This is a genomic window from Amycolatopsis xylanica, assembly GCF_900107045.1.
Classification (GTDB): Bacteria; Actinomycetota; Actinomycetes; order Mycobacteriales; family Pseudonocardiaceae; genus Amycolatopsis; species Amycolatopsis xylanica.
In genome coordinates, this window is sequence record NZ_FNON01000001.1 from 1,642,283 (window position 1) to 1,660,534 (window position 18,252).

General features: G+C 69.6%; 17 protein-coding genes. 10 read left to right on the plus strand and 7 right to left on the minus strand.

Annotation, left to right across the window (positions count from 1 at the left end; all coding sequences use genetic code 11):
• Window positions 1-100: 100 nt before the first annotated feature.
• Entirely contained in the window at window positions 101-520 is a 420-nt protein-coding gene (locus tag BLV57_RS07215; RefSeq protein ID WP_091287942.1) for a MarR family winged helix-turn-helix transcriptional regulator, read from the minus strand.
• A 104-nt stretch (window positions 521-624) separates the two neighbouring features.
• Between BLV57_RS07215 and BLV57_RS07220 the strand changes: the two genes are divergently transcribed.
• From BLV57_RS07220 to BLV57_RS07240, 5 genes are all read left to right on the plus strand, one after another.
• Entirely contained in the window at window positions 625-1,608 is a 984-nt protein-coding gene (locus BLV57_RS07220; protein WP_091287703.1) for an aldo/keto reductase, read from the plus strand.
• Between the two features lie 29 nt (window positions 1,609-1,637).
• On the plus strand, window positions 1,638-2,078 hold the full coding sequence (locus BLV57_RS07225; protein ID WP_091287704.1) for a hypothetical protein: 441 nt from the start codon (window positions 1,638-1,640) through the stop codon (window positions 2,076-2,078).
• Window positions 2,079-2,159: 81 nt separating this feature from the next.
• The gene (locus BLV57_RS07230) at window positions 2,160-3,320 is read left to right on the plus strand and encodes a sensor histidine kinase (protein WP_218134631.1); all 1,161 of its coding nucleotides are present in this window, start codon (window positions 2,160-2,162) and stop codon (window positions 3,318-3,320) included.
• A 24-nt stretch (window positions 3,321-3,344) separates the two neighbouring features.
• Complete coding sequence (locus BLV57_RS07235) at window positions 3,345-4,019, plus strand: response regulator (protein ID WP_091287705.1); 675 nt, start codon at window positions 3,345-3,347, stop codon at window positions 4,017-4,019.
• Window positions 4,020-4,168: 149 nt separating this feature from the next.
• Window positions 4,169-4,444, plus strand: a complete 276-nt coding sequence (locus BLV57_RS07240) for a hypothetical protein (RefSeq protein ID WP_091287706.1) — start codon at window positions 4,169-4,171, stop codon at window positions 4,442-4,444.
• 29 nt (window positions 4,445-4,473) lie between these two features.
• Here BLV57_RS07240 and BLV57_RS07245 read toward each other — a convergent pair whose 3' ends face one another.
• The 3 genes from BLV57_RS07245 to BLV57_RS07255 form a co-directional block, all read right to left on the minus strand.
• Complete coding sequence (locus BLV57_RS07245; protein WP_091287707.1) at window positions 4,474-5,361, minus strand: SRPBCC family protein; 888 nt, start codon at window positions 5,359-5,361, stop codon at window positions 4,474-4,476.
• On the minus strand, window positions 5,348-5,911 hold the full coding sequence (locus BLV57_RS07250; protein WP_091287708.1) for a winged helix-turn-helix domain-containing protein: 564 nt from the start codon (window positions 5,909-5,911) through the stop codon (window positions 5,348-5,350). The genes BLV57_RS07245 and BLV57_RS07250 overlap by 14 nt, the downstream gene beginning before the upstream one ends.
• Before the next feature lie 93 nt (window positions 5,912-6,004).
• Entirely contained in the window at window positions 6,005-6,877 is an 873-nt protein-coding gene (locus BLV57_RS07255) for an alpha/beta fold hydrolase (protein ID WP_218134634.1), read from the minus strand.
• A 147-nt stretch (window positions 6,878-7,024) separates the two neighbouring features.
• On the opposite strand from BLV57_RS07255, the gene BLV57_RS07260 reads away from it, so the two are divergent.
• Window positions 7,025-9,244 (plus strand): MMPL family transporter, encoded by a 2,220-nt coding sequence (locus BLV57_RS07260; RefSeq protein ID WP_218134641.1) that lies wholly within the window; start codon window positions 7,025-7,027, stop codon window positions 9,242-9,244.
• A gap of 45 nt (window positions 9,245-9,289) precedes the next feature.
• On the opposite strand, the gene BLV57_RS07265 is transcribed toward BLV57_RS07260, so the two are convergent.
• Window positions 9,290-9,817, minus strand: a complete 528-nt coding sequence (locus tag BLV57_RS07265; RefSeq protein ID WP_218134644.1) for an RNA polymerase sigma factor — start codon at window positions 9,815-9,817, stop codon at window positions 9,290-9,292.
• Window positions 9,818-10,019: 202 nt separating this feature from the next.
• On the opposite strand from BLV57_RS07265, the gene BLV57_RS07270 reads away from it, so the two are divergent.
• Together BLV57_RS07270 and BLV57_RS07275 are read left to right on the plus strand one after the other, a co-directional pair.
• A complete protein-coding gene (locus tag BLV57_RS07270; protein ID WP_091287712.1) occupies window positions 10,020-10,454 on the plus strand; it encodes a helix-turn-helix domain-containing protein in 435 nt (144 codons plus the stop codon).
• A gap of 4 nt (window positions 10,455-10,458) precedes the next feature.
• Window positions 10,459-10,986 carry a toxin gene (locus BLV57_RS07275; RefSeq protein WP_176968520.1) on the plus strand — a complete coding sequence of 176 codons (528 nt, stop codon included), beginning with the start codon at window positions 10,459-10,461 and terminating at the stop codon, window positions 10,984-10,986.
• On the opposite strand, the gene BLV57_RS07280 is transcribed toward BLV57_RS07275, so the two are convergent.
• A complete protein-coding gene (locus BLV57_RS07280; RefSeq protein ID WP_091287714.1) occupies window positions 10,955-14,170 on the minus strand; it encodes an aminotransferase class I/II-fold pyridoxal phosphate-dependent enzyme in 3,216 nt (1,071 codons plus the stop codon). The genes BLV57_RS07275 and BLV57_RS07280 overlap by 32 nt on opposite strands.
• 403 nt (window positions 14,171-14,573) lie before the next feature.
• Between BLV57_RS07280 and BLV57_RS07285 the strand changes: the two genes are divergently transcribed.
• Entirely contained in the window at window positions 14,574-15,284 is a 711-nt protein-coding gene (locus BLV57_RS07285; protein WP_091287715.1) for a TetR/AcrR family transcriptional regulator, read from the plus strand.
• Window positions 15,285-15,296: 12 nt separating this feature from the next.
• On the plus strand, window positions 15,297-16,427 hold the full coding sequence (locus BLV57_RS07290; protein WP_091287716.1) for an MAB_1171c family putative transporter: 1,131 nt from the start codon (window positions 15,297-15,299) through the stop codon (window positions 16,425-16,427).
• Between the two features lie 341 nt (window positions 16,428-16,768).
• On the opposite strand, the gene BLV57_RS07295 is transcribed toward BLV57_RS07290, so the two are convergent.
• Window positions 16,769-18,235 (minus strand): carboxylesterase/lipase family protein, encoded by a 1,467-nt coding sequence (locus BLV57_RS07295; protein WP_091287717.1) that lies wholly within the window; start codon window positions 18,233-18,235, stop codon window positions 16,769-16,771.
• Window positions 18,236-18,252: the final 17 nt, after the last annotated feature.

Below are 18,252 nucleotides of genomic sequence, written 5' to 3' on the forward strand. Positions count from 1 at the left end.
GCTCGGCCGGGAGGCCTCACAGTTACGGCATAGCGCCGGATTCACACCGGACTTCACGACCGCACACGTCGAGCGGACGGTACCACGCCGAATCGGACGGCTAGAGCGACTCCGTCATCAGCTGGAGGAGATCGCGCAGGGTGCGGCGCTGGGGTTCGGTGAGCGCGACGAGCGGATCGCTCGCGAACCGGAGGTCACCACGCAGCTCCGCGGCGACCGACTTGCCCGCGTCGGTCGCGGCGATGAGCTTGACGCGCCGGTCGTCGGGGTCGGCCCGCCGCTCGACGAGGCCGCGTGCCTGAAGCCGGTCGACGATGCCCGTCATATTGGACGGTTCGGCACCGACGCGTTCCGCGACGCGGCGCATCGGCAGCGCCTCGTCGAGCGCGAGCAGCGCCTTGGCCTGCTGCGGTGTGAGGCCCTGCCGCGCGGCCGCCGTCTCGTACTCGCCGATGTAGCTGGTCGTGATGCGCCCGAGCAGCGCCACCACCTCGGCGGAGAGCGGGTCCTTGATCGTCATGGTGACCAACTATACGTGACGTTTGTAACTATAACCATCATTGCCAATAATAGTTATTGAGCATAAGCTTCTCTCAGGCACCACGACAGACAAGGAGTTTCGACATGAAGCAGCGCACGCTCGGCACCAACGGTCCCTCGGTCTCGGCTCTGGGGCTAGGCCTCATGGGCATGTCCGAGTTCTACGGAGCCACGGACGACGAGCAGTCCATCGCGACCATCCACCACGCTCTCGACCTCGGCGTGAACCTCCTCGACACCGCGGACGTCTACGGCAACGGCCACAACGAACAGCTGCTCGGCCGCGCGCTGGCCGGACGACGCCGTGACGAGGCCGTCGTGGCCACCAAGTTCGGTTCCCGGCCGCAGGGCGCCTCCGCGATCGTGGACTCGTCGCCGGAGTACGCCCGCGAGGCGCTCGACGCGTCACTGGCCAGGCTCGGCCTCGACCACGTCGACGTGTACTACCTGCACCGGCGTGACCCCCAGGTGCCGATCGAGGACACCGTCGGCGCGCTCGCCGAACTGGTCGCGCAGGGCAAGATCCGGCACATCGGGCTGTCAGAGGTCAGCGCGGCCACACTGCGCCGCGCCAACGCCGTGCACCCGATCGCCGCGGTCCAGAGCGAATATTCGCTGTGGGAGCGCGGACTCGAGGCCGAGGTGCTGCCCGCCGCCCGCGAACTCGGCGTCGCCGTCGTGCCGTACTCGCCGGTCGGCCGCGGCTTCCTGACCGGCACCGTGACGAACCTCGACTCGCTCGCCGCCGACGACTACCGCCGCTTCGACCCGCGTTTCCAGGGCGAGAACCTGACGCGCAACCTCGCGCTGGCCGACCGGGTGAAGACGCTGGCCGAGCAGGCGGGCCTCACCGCGACGCAGCTCGCGCTCGCGTGGCTGCTGCACCAGGGCCCGGACGTGGTCCCCATCCCCGGCACCAAGCGCATCAGCTACCTCGAGCAGAACGCCGCCGCGGCCGACGTGGAACTCGACGCCGCCACCCTGGCCGCGCTCGACGCCGCGGTCCCGCGTGGCGCGGCGGCCGGTGAGCGCTACCCCGAGCAGCTGATGGGCAGCCTCGACGGCTGAGCCTGTCCCGGCAGGCTAGTTTTGCCCTCGTGACTCTCCTCGATGACGTGGCCGAACGCGACGGCTGGCGCTGCTGGGTGTGCGACGAGCCGGTCGACCCCGACATGTCGGTGAACGACCCGCGCGGGCCCAGCGTCGACAGCCGGACCGCCGACCGGAAGGCCAAGCTCGCCGAGCGGCTCGCGCACCGCGGCTGCAACACCCGCAAGGGCGCGGTCAAGGTCGTCATCGCCTGGCCGGACCGCCTGCACGTGGCCGAGCCCGCGCCGCTGATCACCGTCGCCGGGCGGCTGGAACGCAAGGGCGGCCGCGAAATGGTCGCCCGCTGTCCGACCAAAGTGGACGCTCAGGACGCGGCGGACTGGCTCGTGGACCGGTTCTCCCGGCTGGTGCCGGGGCTGCCGGTGACCGCCACCGTCGAACCGGGCGGCGGCCAGTTCCTCGTCATCCTCAACGCGGGCCGCCGCTGACCCCGGGGTCAACCTCAGCAGCAGGCCGGGGCACTCCCCCGGTATGACGCACCGGCCCGTCCGGATCGCTAGGCTCGGCCGATGGAAGGCGTACGCACGCTCGTCACGCGCCCGGTTGCGAAGTGGGCCGTCGACACCGGGGTCGCCGTCCTCCTGTTCTTGATGATGAGCCTCGTCGCGGGCGGGTTCCATGAGCAGCAGTGGCGCTGGTTCGACGGTTGGGCCTACCTGCTCACCGCGGCGATCTGCCTGCCGCTGGCCGCGCGCCGCCGGGCGCCACTGCTCGTGCTGGTGCTGATTTCGGCCGCCTATCTCGTTTATCTCGACGGCGGGTACCTGCCTGGGCTGCATTTGTGGGGCCCGGTGCTGGCGCTGTACAGCGTCGCGGCCATGAAACCACCGCGCATCAGCCTCGCCGCCGTCGCGGTGGCGGGGCCGGTGCTGTACGCGGGCGCCGCCACGCTGCGGATCCCGCCGGTGGGCGCGACCGTGCAGACCGTCGTCATTTGCGGAGTCGCCGTCGTGCTCGGCGGTTTGTCGCGGCAGCTGGCGCAGCGCAACCGCCAGCTCGCAGAAGCTACCGAGGAACTCAGGCGCGAGCATGAACAGCAGCTCGAACGCGCGATGGTGTCCGAACGGCTGCGTATCGCGCGGGAACTGCACGACGTCATCGCGCACCACATGTCCGTGATCTCGATGCAGGCGGGGCTGGCCGCGTACGTGTTCGACAGCGATCCGGCGACGGCGCGCACGGCGGTGGACACCGTCGGCGACATCAGCCGCGAGAGCCTCGACGACATGCGCCGCGTGCTCGATCTGCTGCGCCTGCCCGAAAACTCCGGCGAGGTGGAGTTCACCTCGGCGCCCGGGCTGAAGGAACTGCCCGAACTGGCCGAGCGCGTCCGCGGGCTCGGCGTCACCGTCGACCTCACGCTGACCGGCCCGTTCGACGACCTGCCCTCGGGGTTGCAGCTCACGGTGTACCGCGTGGTGCAGGAGGCGATGACCAACGTGCTGAAGCACGCCGGGGCGGTCCGCGCGACGGTGACCGTGCGCCGGGAGCCAGACCGGATCGTCGCCAAGGTGGCGAACGGCGCGCCCGCGGTCGCCGCGACCGGCGCCGGCCACGGCTACGGTTTACTGGGCATGCGGGAGCGGGCCAGGCTCTACGGCGGGCGGTTGACCGCGGGGGCGTGCCCGGACGGGGGCTTCACCGTCGAACTGGTGCTGCCCACGATGTGAAGGTTGTGCAGGGGGAAGCGGGTCATGACCACTGTTCTCGTCGTTGACGACCAGCCACTGGTGCGCGCGGGGCTGACCGCGCTGCTCACGGCCAGCCCCGACTGCGAGGTCGTCGGCGAAGCAGGCGACGGCGCCGAAGCCGTCGACCGCGCGCGTGAGATCCGGCCGGAGGTGATCCTGATGGACATCCGGATGCCCGGCGTCGACGGGGTCACCGCGACCCGCCGCATCCTCGGCGCCGGGCTCGACCCGGAGCCGAAGATCCTCATGCTGACCACCTTCGACCTCGACGAGTACGTCTACGAAGGCCTGCAGGCGGGCGCGTCGGGTTTCCTGCTGAAGGAAGCTCAGCCCGCCAGCCTGCTCGCGGCGATCCAAGCCGTCGCGGCGGGCGACAAGCTGTTCGCGCCGACGGTGACGCGCAGGCTCATCGACGCGTTCGTCGACCGCTACCGGCCGCCGGTCGCGCCCACGGCCCACGAGGAGCGGCTCGAGCCGCTGACCACGCGCGAGCGCGAGGTGCTCAGCCTGGTCGCCACCGGCATCACCAACGGCGACATCGCCCGCAACCTGCGGATCACCGAAGGCACGGTCAAAACGCATTTGTCCCGCGTGATGACGAAACTCGCGCTCAACAGCCGCGCACAGGCGGTCGTGCTCGCCTACGAAACGGGTCTGGTGGGCCTGCCCCAGCCGTGACCAAGATCTACTCCTGTGGTTGACCCCGCGCGCCGCACTACCCACAGCGGGGTACCCGAGATCTGTTTTCCAGCTGACGACCGGCGCTGTTCCTCTCGATAGTTTTCCTTTGCCCAGCACCGGGAAACGAGTCGGAACGGAGACCAGTCATGCACCGGAAACGCGTGCCAGGCCTGCTGGCCGTGGCCGTGCTGCTCGCGGGCTGCGCGAGCGCGCCGCCGCCCGCGCGCGCCGAATCCGTTGTCTACGACCTCGGCGACGCCGTGTTTTCCGGCCGTGGCAAGCCTTCCCGCGTGACGACCGGGTGGCTCGACCGCTTCGGCGTCGCCGAGGCCACCGTGCCCGTCAAGTCCTCGGCCGGGAACGCCGCGGTCACCGTCTCCACGGCCGCGCGGTGGGGTGTCGTGAGTGTTTTGGCCGGTTAGAACCGGCCAAAACACTCACGACGCCGCGATCACTGGTCGACGACGAGCATGCCCTCGGGGACGCCGGCGACGTGGACCGCGCGCCAGATCGAGTGCTTGCCGCCGATCTCGTGGTAGCGGCGCAGCCCGGCGATGCCGCCCAGCCAGCCGCCCCAGCCCGCGTACGGCGGGTTGGACGGGTCGAATCCGCTGTGCATCATGGTGAGCCGGGTCTTGCCGTCCGAGCCTTCCAGCTCCCAGCTGGTGGTCTCGCCGTCGGCGAACAGCAGCGCCGCCTTGCGGCCCGGCTCGAACTCGACGAACTTGGCGCCGCCGGGGTCCAGCTCGAACCCGCCCATCGCGAAGCGGCCGCCGAGGCGGGGCTCGATGTCGACGTGGGCGCCGAACCACTCGCGGAACACCGCGGGCTGGACGATCGAGTCGAACACCGCCTCCGGCGCCGCGTCGATGAGGACCGACGTGCGCAGCTCGGGCGACGTGTAGTCGACCATCGGGGTCAGCGGCCTGCCCGCCAGGTAATCGGCCAGGTTGGCGATCGCCAGCGACCAGAACGTGTGCAGCGCGCCGCGGGCGCCCGCCTTGTCCGAGATCACCTCCTCGAAGCTGGGGAGGTCGCTGTGGCTCAGCGTGACCAGCGTGCCGTCCTCGTCCTCGGCGAGTTCGAACTCGACCGTGGCCTCCACGCCCTCCACGGTCCAGCCGAAGCGGATGCCCCGCTCGTCCGCGTGGAGCACGCGCTGGCGTGGCTCGGCGCCGTCCGGCGTGAAGCGGCCCCAGAACTCGTACTTGCCGGGCAGGTCGACCTCGGCGTGCTCGGCGAGCCACACGCGCAGCGCGGCCGGGTCGGTCAGCGCCTCGTACGTGACCTTCAGCGGGGCCGGGACGATCGCGGTCAGGCGCAGGTCAGGTTCGGTCATCGGGATCTCCTTGGGGGTAGCAGGCGACGGCCAGGCGGAACGCGTCGCCCTCGGCGCCGCCGTAGCGGGTGAAGAGGTCCTGCAGTGTCTGGTTCAGCTCGTCCAGGAACGCCTTGCGCTGGTCCGGGCGCACGCGGATGTCCCCGGACACGCCGATCGACGGCAGGTCCGGCCGGGTGCGGTCGAGCGCGGCGATGTCGGCCTGGACGTCCTCCATCAGGTCGACCAGGTAGCCCAGGCTGAGCTGGTCCCTGGTCTGGCGCAGCCCGATCCGGCCCACCAGGCGCGGGGACAGCCAGTACGACCGGGCGGCCGCCTGGTAGATCCCCTCGGTGATCCCGCGCACCCGGCGCTCGGCGACCTGGCGCACCAGCCCGGCCTCCAGCAGGCGTTTGACCTGGTAGTAGACCCGCTGCGGGGTCTGGCCGAGCTGGGCCGCGACCTCGGTGCAGGACCGGGGCTCGGCGAGGTGCCGCAGCACTTCGATGCGCTGCGGCTTGAGCAGGGCCTCGGCCTGCTCGAGCTGATCGAGGTAGACGACATCTCTCATGGCAAAAAGCAGTCTTTACGTAAAAATCTTTTTTGTCAATGGGCGTCGTGAGCGCTGCGGGCGGTTAGAACCGCCCGCAACGCGCACGAGCCCCTACCCCTTGAAGAGCGTCAGTGCCGCGTCGGCGACCAGGTCGGGGCGCTCTTCGTGGAGGTAGTGCCCGGCCTCGGGCACGATCTCCAGCCGCAGGTCGTCCGCGTGACGGTCGCCGCCGGGCAAGGCCTTCGGCGAGAACACGAAGTCGCGCTCGCCCCCGAGCAGCACGGTCGGCACCGTCAGCCGGTGCTTGTGGTTCAGGTTCAGCACCAGCTTCGGGATGTCGCCCAGGATGAACGCCCGGTGCAGCGCCTCCCCCGCCCTCGCCCGCTCCGGCCGCTCCGCGTGCGCGGCGAACTCCTCGATCGACTCGTCGGGGCCGGCCGGGAAACCCTTGCGCAGCAACCAGCGTGCGAAGCCGAGACGCTGGGACCAGCGGCCGATGCCGGGCAGCTCGAGCAGCGTGGTGTACCAGAAGCGCCAGACGCGCGGGACCAGCAGATGGTGCAGCGGCCACGGGTGGATGATGTTCAGCGCGAGGAAATGGCTGAACCGCTCGGGCGCGCGCAGGCAGGCGAAGAAGCCGGTCCAGGCTCCCCACTCGTGGCCGACCAGGCGGACACGGTCGAGCCCGAGCTCGTCGAGCACCGCGAGCACGTCGGCCACCCTCGTCTTGGTGCCGTAGCCGCCGCGCGGCGCGTCCGACCAGCCGAATCCACGCATGTCCAGCAGGACGCAGCGGTATTGGCCGGACAGTTTCGGCACGAGGTGACGCCAGGCGTGCCAGTGCTCCGGGAAGCCGTGGAGGAAGACCACCGGCTCGCCCTTCCCCGCCTCGGCGACGTGCAGGCGGACGCCGTTGGCCTCGACCCAGCGATGGCTGACGCCTTCGAGCTCCGGCATCGGCGGATGATCGATCTCGGCTACCACGGTGGGCCTCCCTCGAGAAATGACAATGCGCTTCACCTCTACAGAGGCGCCGAACCGGCCCGATGTTCCCTTCGGTTTTCCGGGGAACGTCCGGCTGCCCGCCGTCCTCTTCTCAGGCACCAAGCAGGTCTTTCCAGGGAGGACGATGTGAAGACAAGGCGAAACCTCGCCGCCACCGCAGGCCGGTGGAGCGCACGGCATCGATGGACGGCCGTTGGGCTGTGGCTCGCCTTCGTGGTGGCGTCGGTGGCGCTCGGCGGCATGCTGAAGACGCAGACGCTGACCTCCACCGAGGCGACGAACGGGCAGGCGCAGCGCGCGCAGGAGATCCTCGAAGGCGCGGGCTTCGACCTGCCGTCCAACGAGGTCGTCTACCTGCACAGTGACACCGAGACCGCGACCTCGCCGGCGTTCCGCGCCGCGGTGGACGCCGTCGTCGCGGGGTTGAAGAAGCACCCGGAGGCACGGGACGTGGCTTCGCCCGCCGACACCAAGGCGGTCTCGGCGGACGGGCATTCGGCGCTGGTCCAGTTCAAGCTGGCTGGCGACACGGAGACGGTCAAAACCTACGTGAAACCCCTGCTGGAGACGGTCGCGCAGGTGCAGCGCGAGCATTCGGCGCTGCGTGTCGAGCAGTTCGGCGAAGCGACCTTCGCGCAGCAGTACGACGAAAAGCTCGACAAGGACTACGGCGCGGCCGAGCTGTACTCGTTCCCGGTGACACTGCTGATCCTGATCGTCGCGTTCGGCACCCTGGTCGCCGCGTTCCTGCCGATCCTGCTGGCGGCGACCGCGGTCACCGCCACCACCGGCCTGCTCGCGGTCACCAGCCAGGCGCTGCACGTCGACAAGAACGGCTCGTCGGTGATGGCACTGGTGGGCATCGCGGTCGGCATCGACTACTCGCTGTTCTACATCCGGCGGTTCCGCGAAGAACGCGCACGCGGCGCGTCGACGGCCGAGGCCGTCGAGACCGCGGCCGCGACCTCCGGCCGCTCGGTGCTCGTGTCCGGGATGGCCGTCGTCATCGCGATGGCCGGGATGTTCTTCTCCGGCAACGGGATCCAGATCGGGATCGCCGAGAGCACGATCCTGGTGGTGCTGATCGCGGTGGTCGGCTCGCTGACCGTGCTGCCCGCGATGCTGGCGCTGCTCGGCGACCGCACGGCGAAGGGCCGGATTCCCTTCCTGCACAAGCTTTCCGCGCGCCGGACCGGCGCGGGCTGGGACAAGGTACTCGGCTGGGTGCTGCGCAAGCCGGTCGTCGCCGCGCTGATCTCCGGCGGCGCGCTGCTGGCGCTCGCCGCGCCCGCGACCCTGCTGCACACCTCGGACCCCGGTTTCGGTGACCTGCAGCCGGACGCGCTGCCCGCGCTCCAGACCTACCAGCGGATCCAGGACGCGTTCCCCGGCAGTTCGGCTCCCGCCAAGATCGTCGTCAAGTCGGCCGACGTGACCTCGCCGGAGGCCCGCGCCGCGATCGAGGCCTTCCAGGCGCAGGCTCCCCAGGCGCCGGGCCTGCGCGGCCCGGTGACCACGGCCGTCAACGCCGATCACACGGTCGCGCTGCTCACCGTCGGGCTGACCGGCAACGGCACCGACGAGATCTCCACCGCCGCGCTCGACGTGCTGCGCGGCTCGGTGATCCCGTCGACGCTCGGCAAGCTTCCCGCCACCGAGGTCAAGGTGGCCGGCGTGACGGCGTCCTCTGTGGACACCAACGAGCAGCTCTCCGATCGGATCGGCTGGGTCGCCGGTTTCGTGCTGCTGCTGACCTTCGTGATCATGCTGCTGTCGTTCCGCTCGGTCGTGATCGCGGGCACCACGCTGCTGCTCAACCTGCTCTCGGTCGGCGGCGCGTACGGCGTGGTGGTGCTCGTGTTCCAGTACGGCTGGGGCGCCGATCTGCTGAACTTCACCAGCACCGGCGGGATCGCCTCGTGGGTGCCGATGTTCATGTTCGTCATCCTGTTCGGGCTGTCCATGGACTACCACGTGTTCATCGTCAGCCGGATCCGCGAGGCCTACGACCGCGGGCTGCCGACGCCGGAGGCGATCAAGACCGGCATCCGCGGCAGCGCGGGCGTGGTGACCAGCGCGGCGATCGTGATGGTGGCCGTGGCAGGTGTGTTCGGCATGCTGCCGCAGCTGTCGATGAAGGAGGCGGGCGTCGGGATGTCGACCGCGGTGCTGCTGGACGCCACGCTGATCAGGGCGATCCTGCTGCCCGCGATCATGCGCCTGCTCGGTGAGCGCAACTGGTACCTGCCGCGTGCGCTCAACTGGCTTCCCGCGCTTGCACACGGCGAGTCCGCGCCGGTGCCCGCGGCCCCGCCCGCCAGGACTCCGGTCACCACCGCCGGATAGGACGCCGGTCGCGAAGGCCGTCACGAGCGGCCTTCGCGACCGGGGTCAGCGCTGCCACTCGGAGCGGAAGCTGCGGCGGGCGCGGAAAAGCCGGGTCCGCACGGTGGCGGCGGGGATGTTCAGCAACGCGGCCAGATCGGACTGGTCGAGACCTTCGAGGTCACGCAGCACCAGCACGGCCCGGTGCTCCGGCGAGAGCCGCTTCAGCACATCGCGGATCTCCACGCCGAGCGCCGGGTCGTCGCGGGCGGGCACCTCGGTCAGCTCGGCAGGCTCGCTGCGCTGGTTGCGTTTCGCCGTCCGGATCGCTTCCCGCACGGCGATGGCGCGCACCCAGCCGTAGAGCGCGCCGGGCTCCTTGAGCTGGTGCAGCGAGCGGAAGATGATGATCATCGCGTCCTGCGCGGCGTCGGGGCCCTCCTGCAGCGCGATCGGCCCGCACAGCCTCGACACGTAGGGATGGAGCCGTTCCAGCAGGCTGTTCATCGCGAGCAGATCGCCGTGCTGGGCGTTCTTGACCAGCCCGGCCAGCTGCCGCTGGTCGTCTTCGAACGTGGCGACCTGCTCACTCACTTGCCCAGCCCCCTCTGTGACAGGTGGATGGCCACCCCCAGCGGCCATCCACCGCGCCGACCCCGGCCGACCGAAGTTAGCTGTCAGCTATCTCGCGCCGAGTTCAGCCAACCCGAATCCTGCGGGATTGTCAACCAGCAGCTATTCTGCCAGAATCATAGTTAGCTGCCAGTTACAAATGTCAGAAGTCGGGGGTGAAGAAGTGTCTGCCGAAGAGCACCGGCCAGCGCTGGCCGCACGGCTGGACGACCTCTTCAAGACCGTGCGCCCGCGAGGGCGGCACTGGACCAACGCCGAGGTCGCGGCCGAGCTCAAGGCGGCCGTGCCCGATCTCAAGGTCGGCGCGGTCTACCTGTCCCAGCTCCGCACCGGCAAACGCGCCAACCCGTCGAAGGAGCTGCTCACCGCGCTCGCGAACTTCTTCGGCGTCTCGGTCGCGTACTTCTTCGACGAGCGCCTCGCCGAGTCGGTGCAGGCCGAGCTGGCCGCCGTCGAGGCGATGCGCGAGGCGGGTGTCCGCGCGGTCGCCATGCGCGCGGCCGGGCTGAAGGCGGAGAACCTGGAGGCGATCACGACCATCATGGACCAGTACCGGCAGCTGCAGGGCCTGCCACCGGTCACCGACGCGGATGAGTGACGCCATGGGGGAACCACCGGATCGCCGTGAGCACTTGAGACGGCTGCGCGACGAGGGCGTGCGTAAGCTCGCCGCGCTCGACCTGCCGGACCCGTGCGACCTGCCGACGCTGTGCCTGCTGGTCGGCGAGCTGAACGACCGCCCGATCACGCTGGTCCCGATGCGGATGCGGGCCACCCATCCCTGCGGCATGTGGGTCGCCGCCAAGGACGAGGACCTCATCTTCTTCGACGCCAACACCACGATCGCGCACCAGGAGCACATCATCCTGCACGAACTCGGCCACATCATCTGCTGCCATCGCGGCGCCGGCGTGCTCGACGACGAGAGCGCGCGGATCCTCTTCCCCAACCTCAACCCCGAGATCGTGCGCGACATGCTGATGCGCGCGACGTACGACGACGTGCAGGAGCAGGAGGCGGAGATCATCGCCTTCCTACTGTCCGAGCGGGTCGGCGTGGCGGCGCCGGCGCCGACCCGCTCGGCCGAGCAGGAAGAGGTCATCGATCGCATCGAGCGGACACTAATCTGACCGAGCTCGCCAGCACGGCGGCGGCGTGCTCGATCTCCCGCTCGGTGTGCTCGCTGGTGACGAAGAACCGCAACCGGGTCTGTGCCTCGTCGACGGCCGGATACAGGATCGGATCCACCAGGATGCCCTGCTCGAACAACGTGTTCGCGAGCTGGAGCGTCCGATTCGAATCCCCGACCACGCACGGCACGATCGGGCTGTCGGCGGCCGGGCCGGTGTCGATCCCGGACTCCTTGGCCAGCTTCAGGAAAAGCTCGGCGTTGCGGCGCAAGCCGGTGAGGCGCCAGGGTTCGGCGCCGATCAGCTCGACCGCGGCCAGCGCGGCGGCCGCGTTGGCCGGCGTCAGCCCGACGCTGTAGGAGAAGCCCGGCAGCGTGTACTTGAGCCAGCGCACCAGCCGCGCGGACCCCGCGAGGTAGCCGCCGCAGCTCGCGAGCGACTTGGACAGCGTGCCCATCCACAGGTCCACATCGGACCGGTCGACCCCGTAGAACTCGCCGACCCCGCCGCCGGACCGGCCGACCGTGCCGAGGCTGTGCGCCTCGTCGACCATCAGCATGGCGCCGTACTTCCGCTTCAGCTCGATCACGCCCGGCAGGCGCACCAGGTCGCCGTCCATGCTGTAGGCGCCTTCGACCGCGATCAGCACGCGGCGGAACCGGTCGCGCGTGCCGCGCAGGATGTGCTCGAGCGCGTCGAGGTCGTTGTGCGCGAACGGTCTCCGGGTCGCGCCGGAGAGCGCGCAGCCCTGCAGGATGCTGTCGTGCGCGAGCGCGTCGTGCACGACCAGGTCCTCCTTGCCGAGCAGGTGACCGATCGTGGTGACGTTCGTGGCGTGTCCGCTGACCAGCGCGACGCAGTCCTCGGTGCCGAGCAGCCCGGCGAGCGCGCGCTCGAGATCGAGGGTGAGCTGCCGTTCACCGGAGAGCACCCGGCTGCCGGACACCGAGGTCCCGTACCGCTCGACCGCCGCGCACACCGCCTTGGCGACCGCGGGGTGCCCCGCCAGCCCGAGGTAGTTGTAGCCGCTGAAACTCAGGTACTCCTTGCCGTCGACGACCGTCTTGCTGCCGACGATCCCGTCGTGGATCCGGAAGTACGGGTTCGAGAACCCGGCACGCAGGTAGCCGTCGATCCGCTCGTCCAAGGCCAGCACCTCGGGCAGGTCCGCCATCTGGACCATGGGCGCGGCGGGCGGCGCCGGGCGCTTGGGCTCGCCGGTGATCAGCGTGGCGAGTTCGCCGATGGTGAGGTCGCGGTCCGAGAAGTCGGCCGTGTCGGGCACGCCCGGGATCCGCTTGCGGAGGCGGAGGTCGAGTTCGGCCAGGAGCAGCGAGTCCAGGCCAAGGTCGGCGACCAGGCGCAGGCCCTCGTCGAGATCCTCGACCGGGAACGCGCTGGTGCCCGCGACCTCTTCGAGCACGAGCGACAGGACGTCGTCGGCTGGCGCTTCGGGCACCGGGCGTTCTTGCTTGGTGGTGTCGACGATCCAGTAATCCTTGGGCCGCAATGGGGTCGGCGGCAAGGTACACAGTGGACCGTCAGTCGGCTGCGGTGTCGGCACTGCGGGCGGTGTCTCGCCCGACTCCAACGAGACGGAGGCGGCGGTCAGCTTCTCGATGGCTTCGGGCAGCGAGTCCGCGGTGACGGCGAGCTGTTCCTCGAATAGCACTCGCTTGGCCAAGGTGTTCGCCACCGCGCGCAGGGGCGGCCGCTCGTCGGCGAGCGCGTTCGCGACCTCGCGGGCATGCCGGACGAGACCGGCTCGGTCACGCGCGCTGAGCACCAGCACTTCGCGCGTCGGCTCACCGAGGACGTGCTCCTGCTCGGGTGCCTGCTCCAGCACCAGGTGCGCGTTGGTGCCGCCGAACCCGAACGCGCTCACGCCCGCGACGCGCCGCCCCGTCCACGCGGCTTGCTCCCGCGGAATCCGCAAGCCCGCCTCGTCGAGCCCGAGTCCGGTGGCGGCGCTGTAATCCGGCTGCGGAACAATTTGTCCTTTGTGGACGACGAGCGCCGTCTTGATGAGACCGGCGATCCCCGCCGCGTTGAGCGAATGGCCGACGATCGACTTCACGGCGCCGAAGCTCGCCTCGGCTGCGCCGTCCGCCCGCAGCGCGCGCAGTGCCTCGATCTCGACGCGGTCGCCGACGGTCGTGCCCGTGCCGTGTGCTTCGAGGTAGCCCACCGAGCCCGGGGACACGTCCGCGTCCGTGTACGCCCGCCGCAGCGCCAGCAGCTGGCCTGTCGCCTGCGGGGTCATCCCGCCCTTGACCAGGCCGTCGTTGGACAGCCCGATGCCGCGGATCACCGCGTAGATCCGGTCACCGGCGGCGCGGGCGTCGGCCAGCCTGCGCAGCACGAGCACACCCGCGCCCTCGCCGAGCACGAAGCCGTCGGCGCGACGGTCGAACGGGCGGCACTCCCCCGTGCGGGACAGCGCGCCGATCCGGCTCAGCCCGACCATCAGGTCCGGCGTGAGCTGCAGCTGCGCCGCACCGGCGAGCGCGATCTCGCAGCGGCCGTCGCGCAGCGCGAACACCGCGTTGGCCACCGAGGCGAGCCCGCTGGAGCACGCCGAGTCGAGCGCGTAGCTCTCGCCGTGCAGGTCGAAGACCGAGCTGACCGCGGCCGGTCCCATGTTGAGCAGCACACCCGAGAGCGCCGAGCCGTGGAACCCGTCGATGGCCGCCGCGGCCTCGGCCAGGCCGGGCTCGGTGATCGCCTTGCCGAACTCACCGCCCGCGAGCTGGCGCAACCGGACGTTCACCGCGCTGATCTCGCGGTAGCCGCTCTCGCTGAGCCCCATGATCACCGAGGTGTCGGTGCGGTTGAAGCCGCTCTTCTCCCAGCCCGCGTCCTGGATCGCCTCGCGCGCGAGATCGACCAGCAGCCGGTGCTGCGGGTCCATCATCCTGGCGCGGCGTGGCGGTATCCCGTAATGCTCCGCGTCGAAGAAGCCCACGTCGGGCAGCGCGGCCATGCGGTCGGTGCAACTCGAGTACTGGTCGTCGCCCGCGAACGACTCCGGTCTCCATCTGCTGTGCGGAACCGTGGCGAATTGCGGCTTCGGATCCTTGAGGAGGTTCCAGTAATCGTTTACGTCGCGCGCGCCGGGAAAGCGGCACGCCATGCCCACGATCGCGACATCATGCCGGTCCCTCGCCGAATAAGCAGCCTCCATGGCAGCCCCCAGATGTGAATTCTTACGTGAACGAAACATGACTGACAGCACGAGCAAACCGCTCGTGCCACCATTTCCCAGATGTTTCTTCCCCAGAACCTCGACCATGGTACAGCGAATCGACCCAATGTCACGTGCATCCTGCCCGGCGGAAAATCGATCATCAATTGGCGGAACCGCCAGCCGGTGCGCGATCATGACGCGAACGTGTGTATATCGACCACGAATGGACGAACGTATTTCTGTCACCTGAATGCGGCCCGGTTCGTGAAGATCAATCACCGTCTCGGTTCGCGCCGAATGTCCATTTCCGGAGACGGTGCGGGATCGAGCGCTCGCACCCGGTGACCACAACGTGCCAAAACACGGAGATGTAACGCCCGTCGATGCTAGGCTCGGCGACATGGAGACCAGTGGGGGCCTTTCCTTGAATGCGTCTGACAAAATATTCGAAGACATCAAAGCCGCGGCCCGTCGCCGCCTGCCGATCGACGGCGCGGGTGGCCTTACCCTCGATAGCGTCGCGGCGGAAGCCGAACTGACCATCGCGGAGATAAATACGCACTTCGCGAATCGCGACGAGCTGCTCACCGCATTGATCACCGACGCCTACAATTCCTCGGCCGAGGAAATAGAACGGGCCGACTTCGCCGCCCGCGAAAGCGGCGCGACGCCCGGCGCCCGCCTGCTGGCCGCCACCCGCGCGCTGCGCGCCTGGTCGCTCGCGAACACCGCCGAGTTCACCCTGATCTACGGTTCGCCCGTTCCCGGCTACGAGGCGCCGCAGGACACGGTCGGCCCCGCCTCCCGCACACCCGCGTGCATGGCGTTGATCATGCTGATGGCGCTGCAGGAAGGGTCACTGATCGCGCCCCGCCGCACGATCCCCGGCCCACCGCTGGTCAAGGAGGAGGCCATCGCACTCGTCGGCGGCCTGCCCGGCGAGCCGTTCTCCGACCTGCTCGAGCGCGGGATCGTGTTCTGGGCCAACCTGATCGGCCTGCTGATCTTCGAGGTCTTCAGCCGCACCCACGACAGCGTCCGCGACCAGTCGGCGTTCTTCGACTACGCGATCGCGGTGGCGGCCGAGAACATCGGCATCACGGTGTCGTAGCCGAGGCACTCGATGAACACCCTCAGATTGGCCTGCTTCGTGCTGGCGGCGGCGTCGTCATACCTGTCGCTGGGCTACAAGCTGGTCCAGTTCCGGCGCAGCAGGCGTGACCCGGTCTACCTGACGCTCATGGCGACGCTGCTGTTCATGTGCCTGACGTTCACCATGGGCGCGGTCGCGCTGAGCACGGACACCCTGTTCGGCGTGCGCAACCTGGCGATCCTGCTCATGCACCTCTCGGCGGTGATCTTCTGCGTCACCGCCGAGATCCTGCTGCTGCAATGGTCGAACTCGCCGGAACAGAGCAGGCGCAAGATCCGCGTCTGGCTGAGCGCCGGCCTCGCGCTCCTCGTGGTGCTGGTCGTGCTCTTCCTGCTCGCGGACGCCATCCACAAGCCCGCGAGCGCGCTCGGCGGCGGCAGCGGCGACCCGCTGATCTTGACCTACCTGCTGGTGTTCATCGCCTCGCAGACCCTGCCCTGTGTGACCATTTTCGAGCAGTGCCTCAGGTATTCGCGCATCACGGAGAAGCCCTGGCTCCGCCGCACGCTACGCACGTTCGCCGTCGGCTCGGTCCTGCTGTTCTGTTATTGCGTCTCGCGCACGGTGAACATCCTGAGCCCGCTCTTCGGCGTCGAACTCGGCGAATGGCAGGCGCTGGCGTCGATCTTCAGCGGGCTGGGGATCTTCGTCTTCTCGGTCGGCGTGACCATGCCGTCCTGGGGCCCGCAGCTGGCGAACCTCGCGTCCTGGATCCGGAACTACAGTTCCTACAAGGCGCTCTATCCGCTGTGGCACGCGCTTTACGAGACCTCACCGGGCATCGCGCTGGAGAACGCGCCGAGTTCGTCGGTCACCGACCTGCGCTACCGCCTGCATCGCCGGGTGATCGAGATCCGCGACGGCTGGCGCGCGCTGCGCCCGTACATGGACCCCGCGACGGTCACCCCCGACGGCGACGCCGCCCGCGCGCACGTCGAAGCGGCCAAGATCAAGCAGGCGATCCAGGCGAAGCAAGCGGGCCAGGCCCCGGAGCCCGACCACGAGCCTGCCGACTTCGACGAGCACAACGCGGACACCTTGGCTGCCGAAGTCTCCTGGCTGCGCCAGGTTTCCCTCGCCTACGGCCGCCTGGGCTCGTGAGTGGTATGGCCGGTTCTAACCGGCCGCAACACTCACGACCCTTTGGCGTGGCCAAGTTCGTTGAGGTGCTGCCCCTGGGCGGGCTGTGAAGCGAGGGGGCCCTTGAGTGCTCGGGGGCGCCCTCGCTGCGCGACCAGGACTGTGTGCGTTTGCGCGAGTGGTACCTCTGCTGCATCTAACGGAGCAGAGGTACCACTCGCGCGGGCTTTTCACGCTTGAGCGAGGGGTTCCCCTGCTGCGTTGGGTGCAGCAGGGGCTCCCCTCGCCCGCGTTTTAGCTCCGGGAGGGCCGGGGGGTCGTGAGTGGTACGGCCGGTTCTAACCGGCCATACCACTCACGAGTCACTCCCAGAGGGCGCGCTCGGTGGGGCGGGGGTCGAGGACTTCGGCGGAGCCCGGGTGGCCGAAGGTCATGACGGCCGGGGTTTCGAGGGTGTAGGGCATCCAGCCGGGGTCACCGTCGCGGGCGAAGGCCACCCAGGCCGCGTGCATGCGGTCGGCCAAAGCTTGGGGTGGTGAGTCCGTCCCCGAGAGCGGGCGGAAGCTCGGGACGGCGAGGGTGTCGAACACGAACGGGATTTCCATCGCATGGCAGGCGCCCAGGCCGGGAACTTCGGAGCGCCAGGTGAACTCGTAGGCGTACGTACGGGTTCGGCTGGCTCGGAGCATGCGCATCGCGGGGGCCCAGAAGACCATGTCGGTGAGGATGGCGGCGGCGACGTCGCCCGCGGGCATCGAGGGGCGGGCGACCAGGTAGGTGTCCACAACGGACTCTTTCCAGCCCATGCGGGCCGCGAGCATCGGGAGCACCTCGGGGGTGATCGCGGCCGCGACGCCGTTGGGGACCACGAAGAGGCGGAACTCCTCACTGTTGGTGCCCACCATCAGGTCGACGTCCGCGCTCGTGCCCGCCTCCATCGCTTCGACCGGGAGTGACGGGAGCGAAGCGCCGTCGATGACCGGGAGGAAGGCCGCGATGCCCATGCCCCTGCCGACCACGGTCGGGCCCCAGCGGCCGGGGTCCGGGTTCTGGGTCATCTCCGTCGAGATCGCACTCTGGGCTTCGATCAGCGCAACCGTGTCCACTGAGGACAGTGCGGTCGCCGTGGGTGCGACGCCGAGGCGGTCGGCGAGGATCTGGGTGACCTTGGCCGCGTCTGCGGGGTCAGCGGCCATGCCACCCGAGCCGCTTTGGACGATCGCGCGCCGGAAGAGGCCGCGGGCGGCGGGCATGGCCAGCAGTGTCGCGATGCTGATCGCGCCCGCGGACTCGCCGAAGACCGTCACGCGGGCGGGGTCGCCGCCGAACGCGGCGATGTTGTCGCGGACCCACTCCAGTGCGGCGATCTGGTCGAGGAGGCCGCGGTTGGCGGGCGCGTCCGGAAGCCGGGCGAAGCCGGTCACGCCGAGGCGGTAGTTGATCGAGACCAGTACGACGCCGTCGCGGGCGAACGCTGTTCCGTCGTAGATGGGTACCGCGTTGGAGCCGTTGCGGAACGCGCCGCCGTGCAGCCACACCATCACCGGGAGCCCGGTGCCGCCCGGGGTCCAGACGTTGAGGTTGAGGCAGTCGTCGCCCGGGATCTCCGGGTTGTCGATCAACGCGTCCATCGGCGGCTGGTACTTGGCCTGCGGGACCGTGGGGCCGGGCGTCACCGCGTCGCGGACGCCGGACCAGCGCGGCACCGGGCCGGGTGCGGTGAACCGGGCGGCGCCGACCGGCGGCGCGGCGTACGGGATGCCGAGGAACGCGGTGACGCCGTTCTCGGTGCGGCCGCGGAGCCTGCCTGCCGCGGTGTCCAACTCCATGAATCGCCCTTCCTGTT